This is a genomic window from Streptomyces sp. ALI-76-A, from assembly GCF_030287445.1.
Classification (GTDB): Bacteria; Actinomycetota; Actinomycetes; order Streptomycetales; family Streptomycetaceae; genus Streptomyces.
In genome coordinates, this window is sequence record NZ_JASVWB010000002.1 from 4750086 (window position 1) to 4774890 (window position 24805).

Consider the following 24805-nt stretch of genomic DNA (forward strand, 5'->3'; position numbering starts at 1 on the left):
CTGCGGAGCCCGCGGATCACCGGGCCCCGTCCGTCCGCCACCGGCCCGGCGGACGGGCGGCGGGTCGGGTGGCGGACTGGTGACCGCGTGCGTGGTCGTGTCGGTACGAGCGCGTGGCCTCGCGGCGGCGCGTCGCCGGGGTGCTGCGCCGCGGACGGCCGATGGCCCCGGCGCCGCCTGCGGAGCCCGCGGATCACCGGGCCCCGTCCGTCCGCCACCGGCCCGGCGGACCGGTGGTCATACGAGTACGACCAGGCCGGCCGGTGGCGGACGTGTGGCGCCGACCCGGCGGGCCGGGCGGCGGACAGGTGGCCGCGCGCCGTGGCCTCGCCTTGGCGCGCGTGGTCGTATCGCTACGCGCGCGTGGCCTTGCGGCGGCGCGTCGCCATCACGATGCCCGCGCCGCCCGCGAGCAGCACCGCCGCTCCGATCGCGATCGGGCCCGTGCTGCTGTTGGCGCCGGTCTCCGCGAGGTCCTCGCCGCCGCCGTTCGGCGCGGGGGCCGGCGCGGTGGTGGACTCGGAGGCCGACGGGGTCGGGGCGTCGGTGGTCGGCGCCTCGGTGGTCGGCGTTCCGCTCGCCGGCGGCTCCGTGGCCGGCGGGGTCGTCTCCTCGGCCGGCGTGGACGGCTCGGTGGACTCCGGGACCGAGGGGGTCGGAGTCGGGGTGGCCGGCGGCTCGGACGGGGCCGTCGTGCAGTCCTTCGTGCCGCCGTTCCAGGCCGCGATCAGCTTGTCCTTGATGACCGGGCGGTCCGGGCCCTTGGGCAGGTCGCCGTGGACGAAGCCGTCCTTGGCGTCGAGCTCCCCGTCGAACTTGACCGCGCCCCGGTAGAGGTCGATCTGGGCGAAGCAGCCCGCGTCCGGCACCGCGATGTCGAGGGACTCGGTCTGCCCCGGCTTCACGGTCACCGTGTCGAAGTCGACGAAGACCTGCTCACCGGAGGTGTTGAAGGTGGCGCCGTGCGCGAGGTAGGACGCGAGGGAGGCGGTGCAGGTGGCGGCGTCACCGGCGGTGCGGACCTTGATGTGGACCTTGCCGTCGTCGGTGGGCCTGAGGTTCTGGTCGTCGACCTTGACCGAGTCGAAGAAGCCCGTGCCGTCCAGGGAGAACTGGCAGCGGTCGGTACCAGTCTCCGTACCCGCGCCCGTGCCCGGCTCGTAGGTGTCGCCGGACTTCCAGCCGTCGCCGCCGGGGGTGCCGGTCGCCCAGGAGGTGGGGGCGGAGACGGCACAGAGGACGAGCGCCGCGGCGCCCGTCCCCAGCAGGCGGCGCGCGGTGACACGTCTAGCTATGGACATGCGGATCCCATCGGGGTGAGTGGTCTGAGAAAGAAACACTGGGCCCATTGGTCACGTGCGCCACAGTGCCCGCACATCGTGGATCCCACTGCTGAACGCTGTCAACCTGCGTGTATGCAGGGTGACTTCGAGAAGTCATCACATTTCCGCCACACGGGGAATGAAGTGCTCCGGACAGCGTTCGAGTTCACTTTCCTGACAATGGGGACAGGTACCTGAGTGCTGTCCACCACCGCCACGAGGGAGACCGCGTGACCGAGTCCCAGTCCCACCGAACCGACCTCTCGTCCAAGGACCCCAACTGGTGGCGGCAGGCCGTCGTCTACCAGGTCTACCCCCGCAGCTTCGCCGACGCCGACGGCGACGGACTCGGGGACCTGAAGGGCGTCACCCGGCGCCTGACCCATCTCGCCGCCCTCGGGGTCGACGCCCTGTGGCTGAGTCCCTTCTACCCCTCCGAACTCGCCGACGGCGGCTACGACGTCGCCGACTACCGGGACGTCGACCCGCGTCTGGGCACCCTCGACGACTTCGACGCCCTGACCGCCGAGGCGCACCGCCTCGGCCTGAAGGTGATCGTCGACCTGGTCCCCAACCACACCTCGCACCAGCACGCCTGGTTCCAGGAGGCCCTCGCCGCCGGCCCCGGCTCTCCGGCCCGCGACCGCTACGTCTTCCGCGACGGACGCGGCCCGCACGGCGAACACCCGCCCACCGACTGGCAGTCCGTGTTCGGCGGCAGCGCCTGGCAGCGGGTGCCGGACGGCCAGTGGTACCTGCACCTGTTCGCCTCCCAGCAGCCCGACCTTAACTGGGAGAACGAGGAGGTCCGCGCCGACTTCCGCACCACCCTGCGCTTCTGGTCCGACCGCGGCGTGGACGGCTTCCGCGTCGACGTCGCGCACGCCCTGGCCAAGGACCTGAGCGAACCCCTGAAGGACCTCGGCGCCCCCGAACGCAGCGGCGAGGAGGCGCTGACCGAGTTCCCGCCCGGCGCCCACCCCTTCTACGACCGTGACGAGGTCCACGAGATCTACCGCGACTGGCGCAAGATCCTGGACGCCTACCGCCCGCCCCGCATGGCCGTCGCCGAGGCCTGGGTGCCCGGCGTGCGACGCGCGCTGTACGCCCGCCCCGACGAACTCGGCCAGGCCTTCAACTTCGAGTATCTCCAGACCGGTTGGGACGCCGACGGTCTGCGCCAGGTCATCACCGACTCACTGGCCGGGGCGCGGGCCGCGGGGGCGTCGGCCACCTGGGTCCTGTCCAACCACGACGTCATCCGCCACACCTCCCGGCTGATGCTGCCGCCCGGCACCGACGACAACGCCTGGCTGCTGTCCGGCGGCCACGCCCCCGCGATCGACACCGCCGCGGGTCTGCGCCGTGCCCGGGCGGCCACGCTCCTGATGCTGGCGCTGCCCGGCTCGTCGTACGTCTACCAGGGCGAGGAACTCGGCCTGCCCGAGGTGGCCGACCTGCCCGTCGAGGTGCTCCAGGACCCGATCTGGGAGCAGACGGGCCGGGTCCGCAAGGGCCGCGACGGATGCCGGGTCCCGCTGCCGTGGACGACGACGGGACCCTCGTACGGCTTCGGGGCCGGTGGCGCCTGGCTGCCGCAGCCGGAGAGCTTCGCGGAGTACGCCGTCGAGGCCCAGGACGGGACCGAGGGTTCGACCCTGGAGTTCTACCGAACCGCCCTCAGGCTGCGCCGCAAGCTCCAGGAGGGCGAGTCGCTGACCTGGGCGGACGACAGCCCGCCCGGAGTCCTGGACTTCGCCCGCCACGACGGCTGGCGGTGTGTCGCCAACCTGTCGGGAACGGCCGTACCGCTGCCGGCGGGCGAAGTGCTCCTGGCGAGCCGCCCGTTGGACGACGGGCGGCTCGGTCCGGACACCACCGTCTGGCTCGGTCCCTAGGACTGCGTCTCAGGGCGTGATGTTCGGCGTCGCGGTCGCGGTCGGCGGCGGGGTGAGGACGACCATCGGCTCGCCGGGCTGCGGCGCCGGCGGAGTCATGTCGTCCGCGGGCAGCTTCGGCGGGGTGGTCTGCTGGAAGAGGGCCTGGTCGTAGTTGACCAGGCCGGTGTTCTCCATGACCGTGATGTGGTCCAGGACGGTGTTGTTGGCCTGGTCGGCCAGCTGACGCACCAGGCTGTTCTTGGTGGTCGAACGGATTTTCGCGACCGTGTTGAAGATCGAACCGTGGGTGGTCCGCAGGATGTTGGCGAAGTTCGAGTCGAATGCCTTGCCGGTCTGCGAGTCGATCTGGTTCACGAAGGACAGCTGCTGCGGGCTCGCCACGTTCGGCAGGGTGATGTTCAGCATCGGGGCGATCTTGCGGCAGCTGGCGTCCAGCGCCGCGTGTCCGTCCACGAGGTGCTCGGACGCCCTCTTGACCTCCGGGGTCGTCCCCTTCCTCAGGCCGATCTGCCCGAGCGGGTACTCCCACAGCCCGGCCGCGCGCACGGCCACCACGAAGTGACGGTCCTGCTCGGTCAACGGCCCCCACTGCGTCTGGGCGATGACCCGGTCCTGGGCGCTGGACACTGTGTTGAGGCCCAGCATCGAGGGGTAGGCGAGCGCCCCCAACGTCAGCGTGAGGGCACCGCCCACGAAGAGAGTTCCCATCGCGTTCCGCGAAAAGCGCACCATGCCTCCTGCCCGGTCAAGGGCCCACCGGTCTGCGGGCCTGACGGAGAGTAGTACGGATGGGAACCGCCTCGGACTCTATAGAAATGGTAAAGAATTCCGTGCGGCGGTCCAGTGGCACGCACTGGCTTCGGTGGGGTGGACCGAGGGAGCCCGGGTGAACCGAGGGGGAGGGGCCGGATCATGGCCGTAGTGGTGGAGTTGACGTACTACCCGCTGAAGGGCTGCGCGGGGATCACGACCGGCGAGGCGGAGGTCGGACCCGCGGGTCTCGCCCACGACCGCGCCTTCATGGTCGTCGGCGTGGACGGGGCCGCCCGCACCCAGCGGCGCGATCCCCGGCTGGCGCTGATCACGCCCGAGGTGGGCGAGGACGGCGGGCGGCTCACCCTGCGGGCCCCGGACAGCGCGGCGGCACACGTCGACGTGGACACGGACGGCGCCCGCCGGGACGTGACCATGTTCGGGAACCCGTACCGGGCCATCGACCAGGGCGACGCGGTCGCCGCCTGGCTGTCCCGGGTACTCGGCGAGCCGAGCCGGCTGGTACGGGTCCCGCCGGAACACGACCGGGTCACCGACGGCCGGACCCCGGGCACCGCCGCCTTCGCCGACAGCTCGCCCCTGCTCGTGGTGTCCCGCGCGAGCCTGGACCTGCTGAACCTGAGGATGACCGGGCGGGGCGCACCCCCGCTGCCCATGAACCGGTTCCGCCCGAACATCGTCGTGGCCGGCTGGGACGAGCCGCACACCGAGGACCGCGCCCGCCGTCTCACCCTCGGCGCCGCCGAACTGGCCTACGCCAAGCCGGCCGTCCGCTGCGCGGTCACCCTCGTCGACCAGGACTCCGGCACCCGGACGGGCCCGGAACCCCTGCGCACCCTGGCCGACTACCGCAGATCCCCGGACGGCGTCACCTTCGGCACGAAGTTCGCGGTGCTGCGCCCCGGCAAGGTGTCGGTGGGGGACGAGGTGGTGGTCGGGGAGTGGAGCGGGCCGGACGTGACCGGGACCCGGTGAGCGCGCGGGTGCGCGTGGTTCGCCCGGACGGCCGTCCAGCACACGCCACCTGGGGAAACACGCCGGAAGAATCACAGCGAGCGGTGTCGATGACGTACCTGTGAGGAGTTGCGCCGACGATGAACCGGTCCAGGAAGGCAGCCGTGCTGGCGGGGATCGCCGCGGCGGGCACGATCGCGGTGTCCGGCCCGCCCCAGGAGACGCCGCGGGCCGCCGGGCACGGGCGTGAGCTGTGGGGTGCGGTGACGATCGCGCCGGGCCGGGAGGGCATCGTCGAGGTCGGCGTCCACGAGGGGACGCCGCCTGCGCTCCGGGGTCCCGCCCTCGCCCTGCCCGCCGGCCCGGGACGCCTCCAGGCGACGGCCACGCTGAACGGGGTGAGCGCGACGAGCGAGCAGATCGACATCACGGTGTCGGCCACGGAACGGTGACCTGCGCTCCGGGCGGGCCCCGCCGCTCGTCGGCACCGACCCGCCGGGGTGCGGTTGGGCCCGCGTCGTGCGGTGTGCCGCTTCCCGTGACGGTCCGCGAAGGGGCGGGCGCGTGCCGGACGTCACCCGTTCGGCCCTGTCCCGTGGCGGGGGCCCCGGTACCGCCCGAAGGTCGAATCACACGACATCGGTGGTCGGCGCAGCGCGCCGGCCGCCCCGGAAGAAACGGGGTCCGGCCATGACCCAGCAGCCGCACGCGACGCAGCCGCCGACCGGCGGAGGGCACCAACAGGCGGGCGGGGAACAGCCGTCACAGACCTGGGACGACACCCGTGGGCGGGCCGGTCGCACCGGCCAGGGCGACCAGGGCTACGCGCGGACGCCCACCGAGACCGCCTGGGCGGCCGGCGGAGTCGTCTTCGCCGGTGTCCTGATGCTGATCAACGGCATCATGGCCATCTTCCAGGGCATCTCCGCGCTGGCGAAGGACGACGTGTGGGCCGGCATCGGCGACTACGTCTACGAGATCAACCTCACCGGCTGGGGCGTGATCCTGCTCGTCCTGGGCGCGGTGGCCGCGGTCACCGGCGGCGGCATCCTGAAGGGCGCCGGGTGGGCCCGGATCACCGGCATCTTCCTCGCGGGCCTGAGCATGGTCGCCCAGTTCCTGTTCCTGCCGTACCAGCCGGTCTGGTCGACGATCATGATCGCCGTCAACTTCTTCATCATCTGGGCCCTGGCGGTGTACCGGCCGACGCACCAGGGGACCTGACCGCGACCGGCCGGGCGGCCCGGGACCGACGGGCCGCACGGCCGGTCGGTGCCGGGCCGCCGGCTAACGCCTCAGCGCGACCGGCGCGTGGTTTTCCGGCGCGGCGCCGTTCTCCACCGCGGCGGGGCGGGCGGCGGCGCTCACGTGTGTCCGACGCCGCCGCTGCCGAAGGAGCCGCTGGAACCGGGCAGCCAGCGCTTCCGGTTCTGGTCCTTTCCCCGCCTGGTCCCGGCGGCGTGGACCTGGTACGGCATCAGCCGTTCCCGTTTGTCCTCCGCCACCGGCATCTCGTCCGGCTCCCGCATCTCCCGGATCTCGCGGACCGGCCCGGACACGGGCAGTTTCGGCTGCTCCTCCGGGCGGGGATGCGGCAGCTCCTGATCCATGACCTTCATGCCCAGTCGCACGGCCCACACGAGTGCCCCGGCGATGACCAGGCCACCGGTGAAGGCGGCGATCACGTTGAGGACATCGCCCGCTGAGGCCGCCAGTACATACGTTGCCATGCTCATAGTTCGAGTATGACCGAAAAGAGCTGTTATGTACGGTCCGGTCGTGGGAGGGCAAGGACGGCGAACTCCCCGTCCGAACCGACCGCCTAGCCGGAGCCGGGCTCGTCCGGGTGGGCGCGGGACCCCTGGGAACGGCTGCTGACCAGCCAGGAGGCGAGGTCCGCGAGGTCGCCGGGGGCCTGGCTGGTGTCGACCGTCAGGTGGAGCAGGGTGCCGTGACCGTCGGCACCGGCGGGGTAACTGCGCGGCTCGTCGCAGTCGAAGGCCTGGCGGAGCAGCAGTGCGACCTTCCGGGCGACGTCGGGATCGGCCGCGATGATGCGGACCTCCGCGAGCGCGTCGTCCTCGGGCGGGGTCATGTCGGCGGCCAGCTGGGCGTCCGCCTCCGTCCGTACGGGCGTGGAGACGCGCGGGACCTCCCGCGGTGCCGGCGCACCGGCGGAGTGGTCGGGCCGTGCGTGCATGTCGGTCCCCTCTCTCCGGTGCGCCCCGTGGCCGGGGTTGTCCACGGTACCTCCGGGCGCTCCTGACGGACCGCCCCGACCGTACGGGACAGGCCCGGGCCGGGCGGGCGGAGTACCGTGAAAGGGCCGAGGGCTCCTCGTGCGCCCCTCCCGCGGTGCCGTTCTCGGCGCACCACGACGCCGGGCCGGACCCGTCCGAGCCCGGGGCAGGGCCGGACGATGACCGTGAACGTGCCCGATCACACCCCGTCGCAGGACCGACGCAGACAGGGCCCCTCCCCCCTCGCGGGGGAACGCGTCCGCCCACTGACCCGGAGCCAGCTCGAGGACCGATGGCAGCAGCTCGGTGATCTGTACGAGGAGACGTCCGCCGGCCGGCCCTGGACCTGGGGCCGGTCCCGCACCGACTTCCTGCGGCGACTCGCGGTCGACGTACGGCGGCCCGGGTTCGCGCTGCTGATCGCGGAGACCGTCGTACGCGACGAGACGTCCGTGCTGACCGGGTGCGCCTACGGCTTTCCCGTGCCCGCCGACGGACCCTGGTGGCGGGGCCTGGACGGTTCTCTCCCGCAGGACCTGACCCAGCTGGCCGCCTCCGGGCGGCTCTTCGCGGTCTCCGGGATCCTCGTACCGGCCCGGGTACGGGCGAAGGACCAGGACCGTGACTGGAACCTGGCCCGGCGGTTGCAGAGACGGCTGCTCACCGACCACGCCGCCGAGCTCGGCGTCATCCTCGTCGAGCGCGGCGACGCCGGGACCGTCGAGGCGCTGCGGGCCTGGGGATGGCGGTCCGTCGCCGCCGACCCGCGCGACGACGATCTGCTCGGGATCCCGTCCGGCCAGTGCCGCGCCCTGGTCGTCGTGCCGTGAGCGGATCATGTCCGTCCGTTGAACATCTGTGCTCGCCGCAGCAGGAATTCCACCGGGACGACTAGAGTTCTCGTGCGGGAAACCAGCCCGCCTGTGGCGGGCCGCGCCCCGACGGCCCGCGGGAAGGCGACATGCCGTCATCAGAACAGCCGGACGCCGCCGACCGGCTCGACGACGACCACTACCCGGCGTACACCATGGGCCGGGCCGCCGAGCTGATCGGTGCCACACCGAGCTTCCTGCGGGCCCTCGGCGAGGCCGATCTGATCACCCCGAGCAGGTCGGACGGCGGTCACCGGCGGTACTCGCGCCACCAGCTGCGGCTGGCCGGCCGGGCCCGCGACCTGGTCGGCCAGGGCACGCCGATCGAGGCCGCCTGCCGCATCATCGGCCTGGAGGACCGGCTGGAGCGCGCCCTGCGCGACAACGAGGAGCTGCGCCGCCCGGTGCGGGAGTCCGCGGGCACCGTGCCCGGCGAGTGAAAATCTGGCACCGCCGGAGCAGAATTGCGGGCCGCCGCGGAAAAGACTTCCTCGGTGAATCCCGGCAGGGTTCTTTCCGTATTTCCTCGTCGGCATTACTCGTCTCTCGCCTCCCATTTGCTTCCGGGAGTCTCGTGCTAGGCTCGATCTCAGTTGCAGTCGTGGTTGCCTTTTTGCTGTCGGTTTTTCCGGGCAGGTGATCATCGCAGCGATGAGTGGGGCCCGCGCAGTGCGGGTCTCCAGCACTGCCTTCAGGAGATATGACATGGCCACCGGTACCGTGAAGTGGTTCAACGCGGAAAAGGGCTTCGGCTTCATCGAGCAGGACGGCGGCGGCGCCGACGTCTTCGCCCACTACTCGAACATCGCCACCCAGGGCTTCCGTGAGCTGCAGGAGGGCCAGAAGGTGACGTTCGACGTCACCCAGGGCCAGAAGGGCCCGCAGGCCGAGAACATCGTTCCCGCCTGATTCTCGCGCTCAGCTCGCGCGCTACGCGAAACGGGGCCCGCACCATGGGTGCGGGCCCCGTTTTGTATCCGCGTGTTTCCCCGGCGGGACACTGAGGAGGATCATGCTTCCCCCTTGCTCCGCCCGTGACGCCATGAACGTCCCCGGGCCGCTCACCGACACCGACACCGCCATGTGCGACCGGATGCTGGGCGTGCCCCGCGTGATCGACGTCCGCGAACACGCGCCGGGCGGCTCGAACCACACCCGCTGACCTGCTCCCGCTGTCCCACAGCTCCCCCCGCCGGCCTCACGGTCCGCGGACCAAGGCTTCCGGCCGGGCACAGTTCCCGGCCGGCGCTGACACAATCGGCCCGAAGGCATCCCCCTGCCGTTCCACGACCCTGGTGAGGCACCATGCGCTGCGTGATCGCCCGTTACCCCTTCGACCTGATCAAGTCCGAGGTGGAGACACAGATGGAGGGCGTCCGGCCGGAGCCCCTCACCGGGGCCTGCGTGGTCATCGGGCGCAAGGTGTTCCCGGTCAAGCAGGTCGGCGAGATCATCACCCGCCAGGACCGCCGCGACTTCACCGCCTTCGAGGTGACCAGGGCGCTCACCCGCCTCGGCTTCACCTGTCACGCCACGCCCCCCGAGGCCCCCGCCGACCGCTCGGACTCCTTCCCGAACCTGGGCTGACCCGCCGCCCTCGCACCATCGGGCCCTCGCACCATCGGGCCATGGGGCCATCGGGCCATCGGGCCATCCCGGTTCGGGACGGCCCTTCCCCTTCCCCACTGCCTCGCCATCGCCGCCCGCAGGTCACCACGCCCGCCCGTCGACCGTCACCGCGTCCGGGCCGGCAGGGACCGTGCGGGCCTCGGCGTGAAGGGCCCGCCGCACGTCCGCGCCTCCCTCTCCGCGAGCGGCCGATCCCCCGGGGGACACGCCCGGAGAGGAAGGGGCGCGCACACCGCCGGCGACACCACCGATCACTTCGGCGTGCCCGATTCCCTGCTGTCGGCCTGCCGCCCTGTCGGCCTGCCGCCCTGCCGCCCTGTCATCTGTCGGTCCGGCGGTCTGTCAGCCCGTCGGTGGTGGCTCGGGTTCCCGACGGGCTGAGGCTCGAATGCTCGCGGGCTGAGGCCCGGTTCTCCGAGGGGCTGAGGCTCGGTCGGCGGGGGCGCCGCGCCGCGGCCACATTTCCGGCACACGGGATTCACTGTTCCTGCGCAGATCGCTCCGTCGGCCGAACTCCCTTGTCCTGTGCGGCTGTTGGCGACCGTTGAGACCGCAGGTGACTCCTGTTGCGATCTCGTCAACCCGTGCTCCTTGACGGTGCGTACCGCTAGCGCGTTGGCTTTCTGCCACCTGGTTGCCAGGTTGCTCTCTCGCCCCGGAAGGCACCTGCTGTGAACGCTTGGCCCCCGCGCAGCCCCGTTGTCCGTCGTTTCGCCATGACCCTGACCGCCTCCACCTCGACCCTCCTGCTCGCCGCGTGCGGCATCGTGGACGGCGTCGGCGGGAGCAGCAGCTCCGCGGCCCCGAAGAAGGGCAACGACATCACCGTGGGACTCCTGCTGCCCGACAAGGAGACGACCCGCTTCGAGAAGTTCGACCATCCCCTCATCAAGAAGCGGGTCGCCGCCCTGACCGCAGGCAAGGGCGAGGTCCGCTACGCCAACGCGGAGGCGAGCGCTTCCAAGCAGAGCGCGCAGATGGACGAGATGATCACCGACAAGGTGGACGTGATCCTGGTGGACGCGGTGGACGCCAAGGCCATCGCCCCCGCCGTGCGGAAGGCCAAGGACGCCGCCATCCCCGTCATCGCCTACGACCGGCTCGCCGAGGGCCCGATCGACGCGTACGTCTCGCACGACAACGAACTCGTCGGCCAGGTGCAGGGCCGAGCTCTGATCGGCGCTCTCGGCGGCAAGGCCGCGACCAGCAAGATCGTCATGATGAACGGCGCGCCGGCCGACCCCAACACCGCACGCTTCCGGAGCGGTGCCCTCGACGAGCTGGAGGGCCGCGTGGTCATAGCCGAGCAGTACGACACCAAGGAGTGGCTGCCCGCGGTCGCCAAGGCCAACATGAAGAAGGCGATCCAGTCCGTCGGGCTCGGGGACATCGCCGCCGTCTACTCCGCCAACGACGGTATGGCGGGCGCCGTCATCGAGGCGCTGAAGGAGGCGGGCGCCACCGACATCCCGCCGGTGACCGGTCAGGACGCGGATCTGGCGGCCGTCCAGCGGATCGTCTCGGGCGAGCAGTACATGACCGTGTACAAGTCGTTCCTGCTGGAGGCGGACAACGCGGCGAAGATGGCGGTGGCCAGGGTCCAGGGCCGCTCGATCGAGTTCGAGGCGCTGACCCCCGACACGGTCGACAGTCCGACCCAGCAGGACATCCCGTCGATGCTGGTCCAGGTGGTCGCCGTCACCAAGGACAACATCAAGGAGACGGTGGTCCAGGACGGCGTCTACAGCGTGCGGGACATCTGCACCGCCGCGTACGAGGAGGACTGCGCGGCGATCGGGCTGGAGTAACCTCCGCCCGTGACCACATCCCTGTTCGTCAAGATCTGTGGCCTGCGGACCGAGCGGGACGTCGACACGGCCGTCGAGGCGGGCGCCGACGCCATCGGGTTCGTCTTCTCGGAGAGCCCGCGCCGCATCGACGCCGCCACGGCCGCCCGCCTGTGCCGCCGCGTCCCGGACGACGTCCTGACGGTCGGCGTCTTCCGCGCCGAGCCCCTGCACGACGTACGCTCCCTGGCCGCCGAGTCGGGCATTCGGGCCGTCCAGCTGCACGGGCCGGAGGACCGCGCCTACTACGACGATCTCGCGGCCGGCGGCTGGACGCTGATCCGCGCCACGGCGTTCGGGGACCCCGTCCCGCACTGCGGCGAGATGGGCGAGGACATGCTCCTCCTCGACGCCCCCGTGCCGGGCTCCGGCATCGCCTGGGACTGGGCCGGCAAGCCGTCGGCCGCCCCCGGCGAGAAGTGGCTCCTCGCCGGCGGCCTCAGCCCGGACAACGTGCGGGACGCCGTGGACGCCACCCGCCCGTGGGGCGTCGACGTGTCCAGTGGCGTGGAGCAGAGCCGAGGCGTCAAGGACCCCGCCCTGATCACCGCCTTCGTGAAGGCGGCCCGCGCGGTCACCTGACGCCCGGATCCGACCACCGACTCCGACGACCGACGCCGGTCACCAGACCCGACGACCAGACCCGACGACCAGGTCCGAACACCGACCCCCACCGCAGCCCCCGTCGGGTCGGCTCGTCCCGGTGGGCGGGGGAGTACGGTGAGCACGGGCACGCTTCTTCTTCGTGTCCTCCTACCGGGGCGGCCCGTGACCCCGGCCGCGCCTTCTTCCAGCGGCCCTCGTCGAGGTCAAGGAGCCCCGGATGGCGACCTGTCGCACCGTCCCCGTGACGGCGGTCCCGTCGCGGGCGCGTCCGCACACCCCAGCTGCCGTACGGCCGTCGGCCGGGCCACCGCCGGGACCCGGATGCCCACGCCGACCGCCCTCCCGCGGGCCCGGCGCGCGCCGCGCACCGCTCCGCCCCGCCGACGCGTCCGAACCCGATCGCCCCTCCGGCACGGCAGTTGACAGGAGTCTCATGCCCGCGACAGTGCAACCCCCGCTCCCCTCGCACCCTTTGCTCCGGCTGCGCCTGGCCCCGCACGGCGGCACGCCCCGCCCCATCGACGGGGTGTGGTGGCCGCGCTCGTACGACCTGCTCGCGGAACTCCCGCGTCTGCTGGCCGGGTTGCCGCGCGCGTGGGGCCGTATCACCAGCGTGACGGTCAACGGGGGGAAGTGGTCCGAGACGCCCGGCCGGATGCTCATCCACAACGAGGTCGTACGGCTGCACAGGGCCGCGGTGGCGGCCGCCCCGCACACCATCGTCCTGCTCGCGCCCGGCCGCGGGCGGTGGGATCTGCTGGTGGTGCCCCCGGACACGACCGAGAAGGCGGCGGAACCCCTCATGGCGGCCGCGGCGGACGATCCCGCCTGACCCGCCGTCGCTCCTTCGCCGCGGGCCCGAGCGGCACCGGGCACGGGCGGCACCGGGCACCGCGAGCCCCGCTCCGGCACTTCCGGCGGGGCCCGGACGCGGGCTCAGGAGGACGTGGAGCCGGACCCCTGCTGTGCGGCGCGCCGGTACTCGGCGTTGATGCGCTGGGCTTCCTCCAGCTGGTCCTCGAGGATGACGATGCGGCAGGCCGCCTCGATGGGCGTGCCCTTGTCGACGAGCTCGCGGGCGCGCGCGGCGATCCGCAGCTGGTAGCGGGAGTACCGGCGGTGTCCGCCCTCCGAGCGCAGCGGAGTGATCAGACGGGCGTCCCCGATGGCCCGCAGGAAGCCGGGTGTGGTGCCGAGCATCTCGGCGGCCCGGCCCATCGTGTAGGCGGGATAGTCGTCGTCGTCCAGACGACCGCTGAGCGGAGTATCTGCTGTCATGTCACCTCGTTGAGCAACGCGTCGAGGGGCCCTGGCGCCGTACGGCACCAGGGCCCCGAAGGAAATTGAACACCATCTGTCGGCCCTACTGCTGTGCCGACCTTCTGTTTCCGCGACCCGGTCCGGGGGAGGAGCGGGTGCGCGGGGATCGCGGCTGCGTGACCGGGGACCACCTCTCAATCCGGGGCCTTGCGGTACCCGGCCACCGACTCGGGCCGGGCGATCCTGATGGCGTCTGCTCCTTCCGTCTTTCCTGTGTCCTCGTTGACCTTGACTACATCAGAAACCATACCCATGCCGAGAGGCAATGTCTACTCTCACGAGAGTAGATTTCAGCGTGTCGGAGCAGCAGGAATCCTGGCATCTGGACCAGGGCGGGCTCAGACGGGTGGCCGCCGCATAGAATCGGTTCTCATGCCGAACCCCGACGAGCTGCTCGTCGCCCTCTCCGCCATGGTGGAGACCGAACAGAGCAATCAGATGTCGCTGACCGTGGTCGTCGCAGGCGCCGTCATCACCGGACGACTCGCCCCCGAAGCCGTGTGGAGGGAGCGGGTGTCCGAGGTGCTGAAGGATTCGGACCGACTCGGTCCGTTCTCCGACGTCTTCACCAACGGCCGGGCCGAGCACCGGCCCGAACCCGGTGGGACGCCCACGCATCTGCACTTCCATATGGCCCGGATCCTTCAGGGCACCACCGGGATCCCCGAGACCGGCGGCATGTACCGTGTCGCGATCAACGAGGTCAGCGCCTGGACCGTGGGCGACTTCAGCTACTCCGACCAGTGAAACGCCGGAAGGGCCCTGCCGACGCGCGTCGGCAGGGCCCTTCCGGTTGTTCCGGTGTCGGTTACACGGCCTCGGGAACGGAGCTGCCGAGCAGCGCCGAGGCGGACTGCAGGGGAGTCAGCACACGCACCGGCACCGCCTGGTGGGCCTCGTGGCAGGTGAAGCCGAGGCGGGCCATGGCCCGCGTGACCTCGCCGCTGGTGAAGTCACGCGGGTCCTGCCGGGTGAGGACCCGGCCCACCTGCTTCACGGGGTAGCGGCGGCGGCCGATGGTCACGGAGTCACCCGTGACGAGCTCGGGCTTGACGCCCTTCATCGAGGCCAGCACTCCGGCCTTGGTGAGTTCGAACGGGTACCGGGCGATGACGCAGCGCATGGTGCCTCACAGGGGGAGAGGGGAGCGGACTGAAGGGGCACTGCGCTCTTTAGGCGGCCGAGCCGAAGGAGGACCTGCGACGGGGAGTGCTGCGGCGGCCGGAGGCGGCGGAAGCCTCGCCCGTGGGCCGGCCCTGGGTGCGGCGGCGGCCCCGGGAGGAGGAGGACGAGGACGAAGCGCCGCGGCGCGGGCGCTCCACGACCGGTACGGAGATGACGACCGGGACACCCGAGGGGGCCTGGGCACCGGTGATGCGGGTCAGCTCCGCCTCGCCCGAGCGGACCTGCGTGGTCTGCGCGGTGACACCGGCGGACACCATCAGCCGGCTCATGTCGCGGCGCTGCTCGGGAGTCACCAGGGTGACGACGGTGCCGGACTCGCCGGCGCGGGCCGTACGGCCGCCCCGGTGGAGGTAGTCCTTGGGGTCGGTCGGCGGGTCCACGTTGACGACCAGGTCGAGGTTGTCGACGTGGATGCCGCGGGCCGCGACGTTCGTCGCCACCAGCACGGTCACGTGCCCGTCCTTGAACTGGGACAGCGTCCGGGTGCGCTGCGGCTGCGACTTGCCACCGTGCAGGCCGGCGGCGCGGACGCCGTTGTTCAGCAGGTGTTTGGTCAGCCGGTCCACCGCGTGCTTGGTGTCCAGGAACATGATCACCCGGCCCTCGCGCGCGGCGATCTCGGTGGTCGTCTGCTGCTTGTCCGTGCTCAGCACGTGCAGGACGTGGTGCTCCATCGTGGTGACCGCGCCCGCGGACGGGTCGACGGAGTGCACGACCGGGTCGTTCAGGTAGCGGCGGACGAGCAGGTCCACGTTGCGGTCCAGGGTGGCGGAGAAGAGCATCCGCTGGCCTCCGGTCCGCACCTGGTCGAGCAGGGCGGTGACCTGGGGCATGAAGCCCATGTCGGCCATCTGGTCGGCCTCGTCGAGGACCGTGATGGCGACCTCGTCCAGCCGGCAGTCGCCCCGGTCGATGAGGTCCTTGAGGCGTCCCGGCGTGGCGACGACGACCTCGGCCCCGGCGCGCAGCGCACCGGCCTGGCGGCCGAGCGACATGCCGCCGACCACGGTGGCCATGCGCAGCCCGACGGAGCGGGCGTACGGCGTGAGCGCGTCGGTGACCTGCTGGGCCAGCTCGCGGGTGGGGACGAGGACGAGCGCCAGCGGCTGTCGCGCCTCGGCGCGCTTGCCCGCCGTACGGGCCAGCATCGCGAGGCCGAAGGCGAGGGTCTTGCCCGAGCCGGTGCGGCCACGGCCCAGTACGTCACGCCCAGCCAGGGAGTTCGGCAGGGTGGCCGCCTGGATCGGGAACGGCACGGTCACGCCCTCGTGGCCGAGCGCGCCCAGCAGGCGCTCCGGCATGTCGAGTTCGGCGAACGCCTCGACGGCGGGCAGGGCGGGGGTGATGGTCTTCGGCGGGGCGAACTCCCCCTGGAGCGCCATGGGCCGGCCGCCCTGGCCCTTGGAGCGGCGCGGGGCGCCGGAGTAACGGCTGCCGCCACCGCTGTTCGCGGAGCTGGGCGCTCCGGTGCGCTTGCGGGCGTATCGATCGTTCGAGCGTGCGCGGTTCATGCGGAACCTTCCTTGATATGGCACGTATCAAGGAATTCCCGCGGTGAGTGAACGGCGCAGAGAATCGCAAGAACGAGCCGGGGCCCTGGCGTGTCAGACGCCGAGGGCGGTGAATATGGGGTGAAGAATTCCCCGAATATGTGCGGGGCCTTTCTGAAATGCAGCGAGCTGGGGCCCGCACCCCAAGGTGCGGGCCCCAGCTGCGAAGTGAACGTCAGTGGCCGTGACTAGGCGGGAACGATGTTCTCGGCCGTCGGGCCCTTCTGGCCCTGCGCGATGTCAAAGCTCACCTTCTGGCCTTCCAGCAGTTCGCGGAAGCCCTGGGCGGCGATGTTCGAGTAGTGGGCGAAGACGTCGGCGCCGCCGCCGTCCTGCTCGATGAAGCCGAAGCCCTTTTCCGCGTTGAACCACTTCACAGTGCCAGTAGCCATGTCAATCTCCTTCGGGACGGTGTTCGGAAGTCCGCATTGTGCGAACCCCCGGTCGCCGTGATGATCAGCCCGTCGGAAAAAACCTTCTGGCCACCACAACTGCAACTGAGATCGACAGTAGCATGGCGTGATCGGCCGTGCAGGGCCCCGAATTTCCGATCCGGCGGCCCGTCCGGGAATACTCATCGCGCGTCGCGTCGATTTCTCACTCCAGCGCCACAGATATTGCTCCGCACGCGCCACAGCGTCTGGGCCGGGCCCGTCCGTCTTCCCTGCCCCGCCCGGCTTCCACCGGCCCGGGTGCCCTTGCGGGCGTCAGCGCACGGGCCGCCGCCGAAGACGGCGGATCGCCACGGCCGTGATGAAGACCACATCGGCGACGAACAGCGCGATGCCGATGCCCAGGAGGTGACCGAGACCCTCCGCGACCACGCCGATGATGCCCAGGGCGACGGCCACGAGGAAGAGCAGCAGGAAGACCACCATCGGCCCGAGCACCTCCTGGTAGACGGGAAAGGCGTCAGCGGCGCGCCAGTTGGCGCTCGCCGTTGACCCCCGGCCGGTACGGCATGCCGTAGTGCTGGAAGATCGACTCCTCCTGGTCGGCGGGCAGGACGTCGTCCGTCCCGATCGAAGGAGCCTTGCGTACCTCCGCCTTGGCGTACGAGACCTGCACGTAGCCGGGTCCGAGGACGGCCTCGTCGAGGGGGACGAAGACCAGCCGCTGCCGGGTGGGCAGGCCGGTGCGGACCGTGGCCACGGCGGGTTCGTCCGTCGACGTGTCCACGTAGACCGCTTCGAGCGTGCCGATCTTGTGGCCTTTGGGGTCGACCACGTCGTGGTCGCGCCACTCGCGGATGTCGGCTGAACGGATCATGCCTGCTCCCTGTCTGCGGGCCCACTTGTCATCGTAGGACCGCGGGGCGCTTCCGGCACCGGGGCTGCACGGTGCCCGCGCACTCGATGTCGCCCGGGTTCCCCGCGGGCGTCCGGCGCCGGCCGGGTCAGGGTCCCGGGAGTCCGGATTCGTCGCGGGAGACGGCGCAGGGGTGGTCCGGGTCGGGGGTGGTGTGCTGCGGGCCGTCCTCGGCGTTGCCCGGTCGCATGCCGGCCGACGGGGTGCCGTCGTCGCCGGTGCGGGAGGACAGGGCGGGCGACCGCTCGGCGCCCTGGTCCCGCCGCGGCGCCTCGGGGTGCACCTCGAAGGTGAAGTCCGCGCCGGTGACGGGCGACACGGCACGGATGTGGACCGGCTCGGCGCGGGTTCCGGTGCCGGAGCCGGGGAACGGGATGACCTCGACGGTCGGCTCTTCGGCCGCCCGGGCGGCGTCGCCGACACCGGTCACGGCGAGTGCACCGGTGCTGGAGACCTCGGACGAGGCCGGGACGGCGAGCGCCCTCCAGCTCTTCGGCAGCGCGGTGTCCGGCAGTAGCTCCGGCGCGTCCTCGCCGGTCACGAAGACCCGGCCGCCGGTGCCGCGCAGCGCCAGCCCACCGAGGGCGCCGGAGCCGAGCAGCCGGTCGGAGCCGTCCCGCGTGATCCGGCGGACCCGTGCCTGGTTCCCGGCGTCCGGGACCTGGTAGGCGAGGCCGCCGTCGGCGTCCGGCACCAGCCGCGTCGGCGTGGTCGCGGTCCGGGCCAGCGTGCGCAGGCGGCCCTCGCGGTCCACCGAGACCACCGCGTCCCCGGTGGCCGCCGCGATGCCGGACCCGAACGGCACGGCGGAGGTCAGCGCGCACGGGACGGTCTGCTGCCGCGTCAGCCTTCCCTTCCGGGCGTCGACGGTCAGCAGGCGCGTGCCCGCGCCCTGCGGCCGGGACAGCACGGCCTGTTCGCCGACGCCGCACCCGGGGTTGACGTAGGCGAGGGACACGAGCTGCGGGAGCTTGGTCACCGTGCCGTGCGCCAGGTCGACCACGGCCGCGAAACCGCCCGGCTGGAAGCCCTGTTCGGCGGCGGCCGTCGGCCGGGGCGCGTAGACCACCACCGCCCGGTCGCCGGACCCGGTCACGCAACTCCGGCCGGTCCACCGGTCGGTGACGACGCCCGGCTCGGAGAGCGTGGCCGCGGTGCGCCAGGCGTAGGCGTGCGCGGCGTCGGCGACCAGGACGTGCAGTCCGGTGCTGTCCCCGTCGTGGATGACCATCCGGTCGTCGGACTCCCGCCAGCCGGCGGGCAGTCGGGAGGTGTCGGTGACCCGGTCCCGTGCCGGGGCGGCGGGGGCGGACGGGTCGGTCAGTGCCGCCGACGCGAGCGGGGTGATGAGGGCCAGCGCGAGTACGGATATCGCGCCGGACGCGGCCGCGCGGTCACGCCGGCCCTTCGACACCCGCCAAGGGTGCCTTTCCCCGGGGGTGTTACGAGAAGCGCGCACGGCATTCCGTCCACATTCATTTGTGAAGGTCTGGTACCGGCTTCGACGGTTCCCCCGCGCCGGTCGAGCGGAAGTTACCAGTCCGCCATGACGGCAATAGGTGCCCGTGGAGTGCTACCGGAGGGTATCCACGAAATATCCACGAGCGGTGAAATGGAATTCTGAGACGGTGTGACGGCAATGGCGTTGCACGCCGCGCCCACGGGGCCCGGCGGCCGGAGGCGGCCCGGTTTCCGGCGTGGTCGTCCGGCCGGTCCGACGGGCGTCGGACACTGCCTGCGACGCGCTCCGTCACCGCGGGCATCTCCCCTGGCTGTCAGCCCGACGGGGCGGCCTTTCCTCACCCGAGCGAACCTCGTCCGAGCGAACCGAAGGAACAGCGAACGTGTCCTCGAAGAACAGTCGTCTCCGAATTGCTTTCCTGGCCCTCACCGTGACGGTGGCCGGACTGGCCGTGGCGGGTCCCGCCGCGGCGGCCACCGAGCGGACCTCCACGGCGCCCGCCACCGCACCGGCCGCGCAGACGCCCGCCCTGCCCACCGGATTCGTGGACCTGCCCACGACTCCGCTGTCGGCCGACAGCGGGAAGCAGGAGATCACGGTCACCTACCGCAACGCGTCCTCGGCCGACGAGACGGTCGCCCCGCAACTCCTGGTCGAGTCGCCGGACGCGGGACCCTTCCTGAAGCCGTCGGACATCACGGTCGAGCGGCGCACCGCGGGCGGCTGCTGGGAAGCCGTCGGGACCGGCAGTCAGACCGGGACCCTGTTCACCGACCTCACCACCGCCAGGCGCACGCTGCACGGCGGCGAGACCCTCACCGAGCGCTACCGCGTCACCGTCGTCGCCCCCGACGCCGAGGGCACGGTCCACCCGAGGGTCGCCCTCTACGGCTGAGCCGGCGCGCGCGGCGCGGAAACGAACCCCCGCCCGCCGCGCGGTCGGGCCCTGCCGGGTCGTGCGTCCCGTCCCGACGGCGTGGCGGGAGCCCCGCCGCCGGGACTCGAACGTCCGTTACGGACGGACGGGCGGACAGGCGGCCGGGCGGATGTGCGGCCGGGTGGCCGGGTGGCCGGGCGGACGTGCCAGCGTGACGTACGTCACTTCCAGGGCTGTCACATCGAGACCGGAACGTTCCGTCAAGGAGGTGTAACCACCCGGAACGACACAGGAGTTCACCATGGACGCTCGTCTCAACCTCTTCGGCAACCCGGTCGCGGCCAAGGTCCTGAAGCACGTCAACTCGGCGGGCAAGGTGATCTCGGACTCGACGCTGCCGGCCGCCACCCAGGAGCTGGTGAAGATCCGCGCCAGCCAGATCAACGGCTGCGGTTTCTGCACCGACATGCACACCAAGGACGCCGCGCACGCCGGGGAGACCCCCACCCGGCTGCACCTGGTCGCGGCCTGGCGGGAGGCCACGGTGTTCACCGAGGCCGAGCGCGCCGCCCTGGAGCTGACCGAGCAGGGCACCCGGATCGCCGACGCGGCGGGCGGTGTGACGGACGAGGCCTGGGCGAACGCCGCCAAGCACTACGACGAGGACCAGCTCACCGCCCTGGTGTCCCTCATCGCTCTCATCAACGCCTACAACCGGGTGAACGTCATGGTCCAGCAGCCCGCCGGCGACTACCAGCCGGGCCAGTTCGGGTGACCCGCCCGCCGGGGGCCGTCCTCCGGCGGAGGGCAGGCCCCCGGCGCCCTGCGCGAAGGCGCCCGCCCCACCTGCGGTAGGGCCCGGGGCGGGCGCGGTACCGTGCGCCCGCCCCGGCCCCGGCCGGGCACCCCTCGCGTGCCGCGTCGTCAGCGCGTCGTCAGAGGCCGAACTCCTGAGCCGACAGGCCGAGTACGGAGCACGCCTCACGCAGGATCTGCTCCTCGGCCGGCGCCACGTATCCGTCCGCCCCCGCGACGACGAAGCCGGTCTGGACGACCGCCCTGGCCTCCGTGGGCTTCTTCGCGGCCTTGGCGATCTCCTGCAGGGCCTCGGCCTTGCCCTGCTGGAAGTTGAAGGCCAACTGGTCGACATGCTTGTTGAAGCGCTGCCGCAGCTGGTCGGGCGGGAAGTTCTGCAGCACGTCGTTGTGCAGCATCAGGGACTCCACGTGCTGGCGCTCGGCCGGGTCGACCTGCCCGTCCGCGGCGGCGACCAGGGCGCACATGGCCATGCTCGCGTCCCGGTAGGAGCCGCTCTTCAACTCCGACTTGAGGGAGGTGAGCTGGGACTTCAGCGTGTTCACCAGCTGGGCCCGCGATCCCCCGCCGGATCCGGCACCCGGCCGCGCGTGTCCGCCGGCGCCCCGCGTGCCCTGCGCCTGTTGCAGACCCTTGGCCTGGTCCTTGATCCGATCCCACATCGCCATCCGTGCCACCTCGGCTTCAGCCCATGTATCCGGTCGTCCGCGTGCGTTCCGCGTCCTCCTGTCAACTCCTCGGGTGTCTGTGAAGTTCCACGGCCGGCGTCCCCCGGTCGTGCGGCGGGCTCCCACCGTGTCGAACGTATCGAACACGCCATGGGCGGCCTGAAAGTGGCGCGATCGAATGTTGCGGCCTTGTTTCCCGGGGCGCAGCCTGACCGTTGCGGGAGCGCTCCCACGCAACGCCTGCTCCCACGCAACGCCTGCTCCCACGCAACGCCTGCTCCCACGCAACGCCTGCTCCCACACAGCGCCAGGAACCGCCTGCCCCGCCCTGTGACACCTCGCAGGCCCGCACCCCGCATCCCCCCACCTCGAAAGAGAGAGATCATGTCTTGTCATGATCACGACAGAAGGACCGGTACGCGACTGACCGTCGTCCTGAGTACGCTCGCCGCGGTACTGCTCTGTCTGCTCCCCTGGAGCGGCACCGCCGTCGCCCACGGTTCGGTCGTCGACCCGGCCTCCCGCAACTACGGCTGCTGGCTCCGCTGGGGCAGCGACTTCCAGAACCCGGCCATGGCCCAGCAGGACCCCATGTGCTGGCAGGCATGGCAGGACAACCCGAACGCCATGTGGAACTGGAACGGCCTGTACCGCAACGAGTCCGCCGGAAACTTCCAGGCGGTGGTCCCCGACGGTCAACTGTGCAGCGGCGGACGGACCGAGGGCGGCCGGTACAACTCCCTGGACGCCGTGGGTCCCTGGAAGACGACCGACGTCGCCGACGACTTCACCGTGAAGCTGTACGACCAGGCCAGCCACGGCGCCGACTACTTCCTGGTCTACGTCACCCGGCAGGGCTTCGACCCCGCCACCCAGCCGTTGACCTGGAGCGACCTGCGACTCGTCGCCCGGACCGGCGCGTACGCGCCCAGCCAGAACTACGCGATCGACGTGAGCACCTCCGGCCTCAGCGGCCGGCACGTCGTGTACACGATCTGGCAGGCGTCGCACATGGACCAGACGTACTTCCTGTGCAGTGACGTCAACTTCACCTGAGGCACCGGACCGTGGCCGCGGGACCGGGGCGACGGTCCCGCGGCCACCGCACCGGGGGCCGGCCGGACGTACGGCGTCCGGCCGGCCCCCGGACCCCACCGCCCGGACCCCACCGCCCGGACCCCACCGCCCGGACCCCACCGCCCGGACCCCACCGCCCGGGCGCACGCCCCGGAGGCACTCACGCCAGCCGGCGCAGGTCCTCCAGACAGCGCAGGACGGCGGCGACCCGGCGGGGGTCTGGTCGGTGGGGGCTTCCGACGGCCCGACCGACAAGCAGACCGCCGAGGTCCTCCGATCACGCGAGAGGAGCGCGAGCCCCGGCGTGCGGGACGTGCCACGAGCATCAGGCCCGCGTCCGCGTCCGGGACCGACCGAGGGCCCGCGCCCCGACCACAGGGGCGGCAGACGGCCGGCCGCTCAGCCCCGCACCGTCGGGCTCCACTCGTCCCGCGCCCACTCCGAGGCACCGAGCGGATACGCGTACGCGGGCCGCCCCACGTTGCCGCTGGTGCGGAAGGGCCTGCCGTGGTCGTCGACGCGCACGGTGCCCCGCCGGTCGCCGCTGGACCAGTCCAGTTCCAGGTACCAGCTCACCAGGTGCGCCCGCGCGTCCGCGACGACGTGGAACACCTCGGGATCGGACTCGCTCACCTTGTACGGGAAGTCGCGCTGCCCGGCCAGCGGAGCGACCGCGGGCCGCCCGGCGTCGAGGTCCACCCCGAACGCCGCCGTGTCCACCTCGCCACCGCACCCGACGCCCATCACGAAGTCGTTCCAGGCGAGCGGCGCGTCCTTCTCCACCACCCGCACATGCAGATTTCTCAGCACGACGGTGGCCTTCCCGGTGCCCTGCACGGTCAGCGCCAGCAGCTGCCGCCCGCCGGCGACCCCGCCGAGCGCGGTGACCCATCCGCGCGCGTCCGGCTCACCCGGCGGCGGAGACACCCGCTCGGGCTCCTCGTCGACCAGGTAGTGCTGGCTGCACGGGTTCTCCCACTGGTACGGATCCACGGCGACGGCGGGCGCGGTGGCCCCGTCCGCGGAGCCGCCGCCCTGGACCGCGCCCGCCCCGGCCCCGGCCTCGGCCCCCGCGCTGCGCGTGGCGGACGCCGAGCCGGAGGCGGACGCCGGCGGACCGCCGTCGCGCGAGGCGGACGGCGGGGGCGACGGGCTCTTCGCGGCGGTCCTCCCGGAGTCACGCGGGCTCGCGCCGACGGACTCGGGGGCGACCCCCACGGACTGCTTCCCGCCCTGGTCGTCGTCGCTGTCGCCGGGCACCAGATTCGCCACGAGCGCGGCCGACACGAGGGCGGCGGCCACGGCGGTCCCGGCGAGGAGGACGGTGCGCCGCCGCCGCGCCACGGGGGGCCGAGCCGGTTCCCGCCGCTCCGCCTCGGGCAGCGCGGGCGGCGCGTCCCCCACCACATCGGAACCCACGGCTCCGGCCGGCGTGTCGTCCGCTCCGGCCGTGTTGTGCGGTAGGGCCGTGTCGTCCGCTCCGGCCGTGTTGTGCGGTAGGGCCGTGTCGTCCGCCCCGGTCGCGGTCCGCGCCGACGTCCGCGCCCGCGGTTCCCCGTCCGCCGGGCCACCGTCGGGGGCTCCATCCGGGGCACCGGCCGGGGTCCTGCCCGCCTTCTGGCCCCGCCGGGCATCCGCGAGCACCCAGTGCCGATGCAGTTCCACCAGTTCCTCGGGCGTCGCCCGGCACGCCCGCGCGAACCGTTCGACGGGCGCGTAGTCCGCCGGTACGGCGTCCCCGTTGACGTACCGGTGAAGCGTGGACGCACTGGTGTGCAGCCGCTTCCCGAGGACCCCGTAACTGAGCCCGGACCGCTCCTTCAACCGGCCTAACAGCTCCGAGAACTCGTCCCCCGCCACCGATCCTCCCTCTCCCCGCGTCCTGGACCCTCGTTGCCAGGAGGAGGTCATTCCCCCGGTTCAGGGCCATTGCCACCGTTCCGGCGTTCCGGTGTCCCGGCGGTGGTGGCGGCCGGGACGGATCGCCGCACAAGCTCGGATCATCCAAGCACGCCGCTCCCGGCACCCGGCCGAGCGGCCCAGGCCGACACCCGTACCGCATCAGGGGGATACCCATGTCCGCACGCACCCGTCGCACCCGCATGCTCGTCGCCGCCGCGCTCACGGCCGCCACGCCGGCACTGACGGCGTGCGACAACGCAGAGGGAGTCCGCGACGAGGAAAAACCGGCGGGATCCCCGTCCACGCGGGCGCCCACGGTCTCCGCCGCGCCCTCGCCCGAGGCGAGCGGCCCGACGTCCACGGGGGCGGGACAGGCGGACGCCGCGAACGCGTCCTCGGCGGACGCGGCGGATGCGGCCGGCGGCGCGGCCGGTTCGAGCGGCACCACGGGCACCGGCGGCCGGTCGGCTTCGGCGGGCACCTCCGGCTCCGCGG

General features: G+C 72.3%; 29 protein-coding genes. 16 read left to right on the plus strand and 13 right to left on the minus strand.

Features of this window, described 5'->3' with window-relative positions; translation table 11 throughout:
- Positions 1–353: 353 nt before the first annotated feature.
- Positions 354–1301 (minus strand): LAETG motif-containing sortase-dependent surface protein, encoded by a 948-nt coding sequence (locus QQS16_RS22185; RefSeq protein WP_286063585.1) that lies wholly within the window; start codon positions 1299–1301, stop codon positions 354–356.
- 251 nt (positions 1302–1552) lie between these two features.
- On the opposite strand from QQS16_RS22185, the gene QQS16_RS22190 reads away from it, so the two are divergent.
- The gene (locus QQS16_RS22190; protein WP_286063586.1) at positions 1553–3220 is read left to right on the plus strand and encodes a glycoside hydrolase family 13 protein; all 1668 of its coding nucleotides are present in this window, start codon (positions 1553–1555) and stop codon (positions 3218–3220) included.
- 9 nt (positions 3221–3229) lie between these two features.
- On the opposite strand, the gene QQS16_RS22195 is transcribed toward QQS16_RS22190, so the two are convergent.
- On the minus strand, positions 3230–3955 hold the full coding sequence (locus QQS16_RS22195) for a DUF4142 domain-containing protein (RefSeq protein WP_286063587.1): 726 nt from the start codon (positions 3953–3955) through the stop codon (positions 3230–3232).
- Between the two features lie 180 nt (positions 3956–4135).
- Between QQS16_RS22195 and QQS16_RS22200 the strand changes: the two genes are divergently transcribed.
- From QQS16_RS22200 to QQS16_RS22210, 3 genes are all read left to right on the plus strand, one after another.
- Positions 4136–4972 (plus strand): MOSC domain-containing protein, encoded by an 837-nt coding sequence (locus QQS16_RS22200; RefSeq protein ID WP_286063588.1) that lies wholly within the window; start codon positions 4136–4138, stop codon positions 4970–4972.
- Between the two features lie 119 nt (positions 4973–5091).
- Complete coding sequence (locus tag QQS16_RS22205; protein WP_286063589.1) at positions 5092–5403, plus strand: hypothetical protein; 312 nt, start codon at positions 5092–5094, stop codon at positions 5401–5403.
- 238 nt (positions 5404–5641) lie between these two features.
- Complete coding sequence (locus QQS16_RS22210) at positions 5642–6175, plus strand: DUF7144 family membrane protein (RefSeq protein WP_286063590.1); 534 nt, start codon at positions 5642–5644, stop codon at positions 6173–6175.
- Positions 6176–6315: 140 nt separating this feature from the next.
- Here QQS16_RS22210 and QQS16_RS22215 read toward each other — a convergent pair whose 3' ends face one another.
- Both QQS16_RS22215 and QQS16_RS22220 read right to left on the minus strand, forming a co-directional pair.
- Positions 6316–6687, minus strand: a complete 372-nt coding sequence (locus QQS16_RS22215) for a DUF6479 family protein (protein WP_286063591.1) — start codon at positions 6685–6687, stop codon at positions 6316–6318.
- Between the two features lie 86 nt (positions 6688–6773).
- Entirely contained in the window at positions 6774–7151 is a 378-nt protein-coding gene (locus tag QQS16_RS22220; RefSeq protein ID WP_353479682.1) for a hypothetical protein, read from the minus strand.
- Positions 7152–7370: 219 nt separating this feature from the next.
- Between QQS16_RS22220 and QQS16_RS22225 the strand changes: the two genes are divergently transcribed.
- The 8 genes from QQS16_RS22225 to QQS16_RS22260 all read left to right on the plus strand — a co-directional run bounded on the left by QQS16_RS22225 (position 7371) and on the right by QQS16_RS22260 (position 12977).
- Positions 7371–8021 carry a hypothetical protein gene (locus QQS16_RS22225; RefSeq protein WP_286063592.1) on the plus strand — a complete coding sequence of 217 codons (651 nt, stop codon included), beginning with the start codon at positions 7371–7373 and terminating at the stop codon, positions 8019–8021.
- A 131-nt stretch (positions 8022–8152) separates the two neighbouring features.
- Positions 8153–8503 carry a MerR family transcriptional regulator gene (locus QQS16_RS22230; protein WP_286063593.1) on the plus strand — a complete coding sequence of 117 codons (351 nt, stop codon included), beginning with the start codon at positions 8153–8155 and terminating at the stop codon, positions 8501–8503.
- Between the two features lie 265 nt (positions 8504–8768).
- Positions 8769–8972: a cold-shock protein gene (locus tag QQS16_RS22235; RefSeq protein ID WP_010986199.1), complete on the plus strand. Its 204-nt coding sequence runs from the start codon at positions 8769–8771 to the stop codon at positions 8970–8972.
- A gap of 103 nt (positions 8973–9075) precedes the next feature.
- Complete coding sequence (locus tag QQS16_RS22240) at positions 9076–9225, plus strand: hypothetical protein (RefSeq protein ID WP_286063594.1); 150 nt, start codon at positions 9076–9078, stop codon at positions 9223–9225.
- A gap of 143 nt (positions 9226–9368) precedes the next feature.
- Positions 9369–9650: an SCO5918 family protein gene (locus QQS16_RS22245; protein WP_286063595.1), complete on the plus strand. Its 282-nt coding sequence runs from the start codon at positions 9369–9371 to the stop codon at positions 9648–9650.
- 758 nt (positions 9651–10408) lie between these two features.
- The gene (locus tag QQS16_RS22250; RefSeq protein ID WP_286063596.1) at positions 10409–11500 is read left to right on the plus strand and encodes a sugar ABC transporter substrate-binding protein; all 1092 of its coding nucleotides are present in this window, start codon (positions 10409–10411) and stop codon (positions 11498–11500) included.
- 9 nt (positions 11501–11509) lie between these two features.
- Positions 11510–12121, plus strand: a complete 612-nt coding sequence (locus QQS16_RS22255) for a phosphoribosylanthranilate isomerase (RefSeq protein WP_286063597.1) — start codon at positions 11510–11512, stop codon at positions 12119–12121.
- A 457-nt stretch (positions 12122–12578) separates the two neighbouring features.
- Entirely contained in the window at positions 12579–12977 is a 399-nt protein-coding gene (locus QQS16_RS22260) for a DUF5994 family protein (protein ID WP_286063598.1), read from the plus strand.
- Positions 12978–13081: 104 nt separating this feature from the next.
- Here the strand turns inward: QQS16_RS22260 and QQS16_RS22265 are convergent, their stop codons facing one another.
- The gene (locus tag QQS16_RS22265; protein ID WP_286063599.1) at positions 13082–13423 is read right to left on the minus strand and encodes a MerR family transcriptional regulator; all 342 of its coding nucleotides are present in this window, start codon (positions 13421–13423) and stop codon (positions 13082–13084) included.
- 414 nt (positions 13424–13837) lie between these two features.
- Between QQS16_RS22265 and QQS16_RS22270 the strand changes: the two genes are divergently transcribed.
- Entirely contained in the window at positions 13838–14212 is a 375-nt protein-coding gene (locus QQS16_RS22270) for a GvpU-like protein (protein ID WP_286063600.1), read from the plus strand.
- Positions 14213–14273: 61 nt separating this feature from the next.
- Here QQS16_RS22270 and QQS16_RS22275 read toward each other — a convergent pair whose 3' ends face one another.
- From QQS16_RS22275 to QQS16_RS22300, 6 genes are all read right to left on the minus strand, one after another.
- On the minus strand, positions 14274–14588 hold the full coding sequence (locus QQS16_RS22275; RefSeq protein WP_286063601.1) for an SCO5918 family protein: 315 nt from the start codon (positions 14586–14588) through the stop codon (positions 14274–14276).
- A 49-nt stretch (positions 14589–14637) separates the two neighbouring features.
- Positions 14638–16161 (minus strand): DEAD/DEAH box helicase, encoded by a 1524-nt coding sequence (locus QQS16_RS22280; RefSeq protein WP_286063602.1) that lies wholly within the window; start codon positions 16159–16161, stop codon positions 14638–14640.
- Between the two features lie 227 nt (positions 16162–16388).
- Positions 16389–16592 (minus strand): cold-shock protein, encoded by a 204-nt coding sequence (locus QQS16_RS22285; protein WP_004986771.1) that lies wholly within the window; start codon positions 16590–16592, stop codon positions 16389–16391.
- A 315-nt stretch (positions 16593–16907) separates the two neighbouring features.
- Positions 16908–17078 carry a hypothetical protein gene (locus QQS16_RS22290; RefSeq protein ID WP_286063603.1) on the minus strand — a complete coding sequence of 57 codons (171 nt, stop codon included), beginning with the start codon at positions 17076–17078 and terminating at the stop codon, positions 16908–16910.
- A 34-nt stretch (positions 17079–17112) separates the two neighbouring features.
- Positions 17113–17469, minus strand: coding sequence for a PRC-barrel domain-containing protein (locus tag QQS16_RS22295; RefSeq protein WP_286063604.1), 357 nt, complete (start codon positions 17467–17469; stop codon positions 17113–17115).
- 127 nt (positions 17470–17596) lie between these two features.
- A complete protein-coding gene (locus tag QQS16_RS22300; protein WP_286063605.1) occupies positions 17597–18922 on the minus strand; it encodes a hypothetical protein in 1326 nt (441 codons plus the stop codon).
- Positions 18923–19352: 430 nt separating this feature from the next.
- Here QQS16_RS22300 and QQS16_RS22305 point away from each other — a divergent pair, with 430 nt between their 5' ends.
- Positions 19353–19865 carry a signal peptide protein gene (locus tag QQS16_RS22305; RefSeq protein ID WP_286063606.1) on the plus strand — a complete coding sequence of 171 codons (513 nt, stop codon included), beginning with the start codon at positions 19353–19355 and terminating at the stop codon, positions 19863–19865.
- Positions 19866–20148: 283 nt separating this feature from the next.
- Positions 20149–20622 (plus strand): carboxymuconolactone decarboxylase family protein, encoded by a 474-nt coding sequence (locus tag QQS16_RS22310; RefSeq protein WP_286063607.1) that lies wholly within the window; start codon positions 20149–20151, stop codon positions 20620–20622.
- Positions 20623–20782: 160 nt separating this feature from the next.
- On the opposite strand, the gene QQS16_RS22315 is transcribed toward QQS16_RS22310, so the two are convergent.
- Positions 20783–21331 (minus strand): tellurite resistance TerB family protein, encoded by a 549-nt coding sequence (locus tag QQS16_RS22315; RefSeq protein ID WP_286063608.1) that lies wholly within the window; start codon positions 21329–21331, stop codon positions 20783–20785.
- Between the two features lie 384 nt (positions 21332–21715).
- On the opposite strand from QQS16_RS22315, the gene QQS16_RS22320 reads away from it, so the two are divergent.
- Complete coding sequence (locus QQS16_RS22320) at positions 21716–22387, plus strand: lytic polysaccharide monooxygenase auxiliary activity family 9 protein (RefSeq protein WP_286063609.1); 672 nt, start codon at positions 21716–21718, stop codon at positions 22385–22387.
- A 420-nt stretch (positions 22388–22807) separates the two neighbouring features.
- Here the strand turns inward: QQS16_RS22320 and QQS16_RS22325 are convergent, their stop codons facing one another.
- Positions 22808–24268 (minus strand): helix-turn-helix domain-containing protein, encoded by a 1461-nt coding sequence (locus QQS16_RS22325; protein WP_286063610.1) that lies wholly within the window; start codon positions 24266–24268, stop codon positions 22808–22810.
- Positions 24269–24805: the final 537 nt, after the last annotated feature.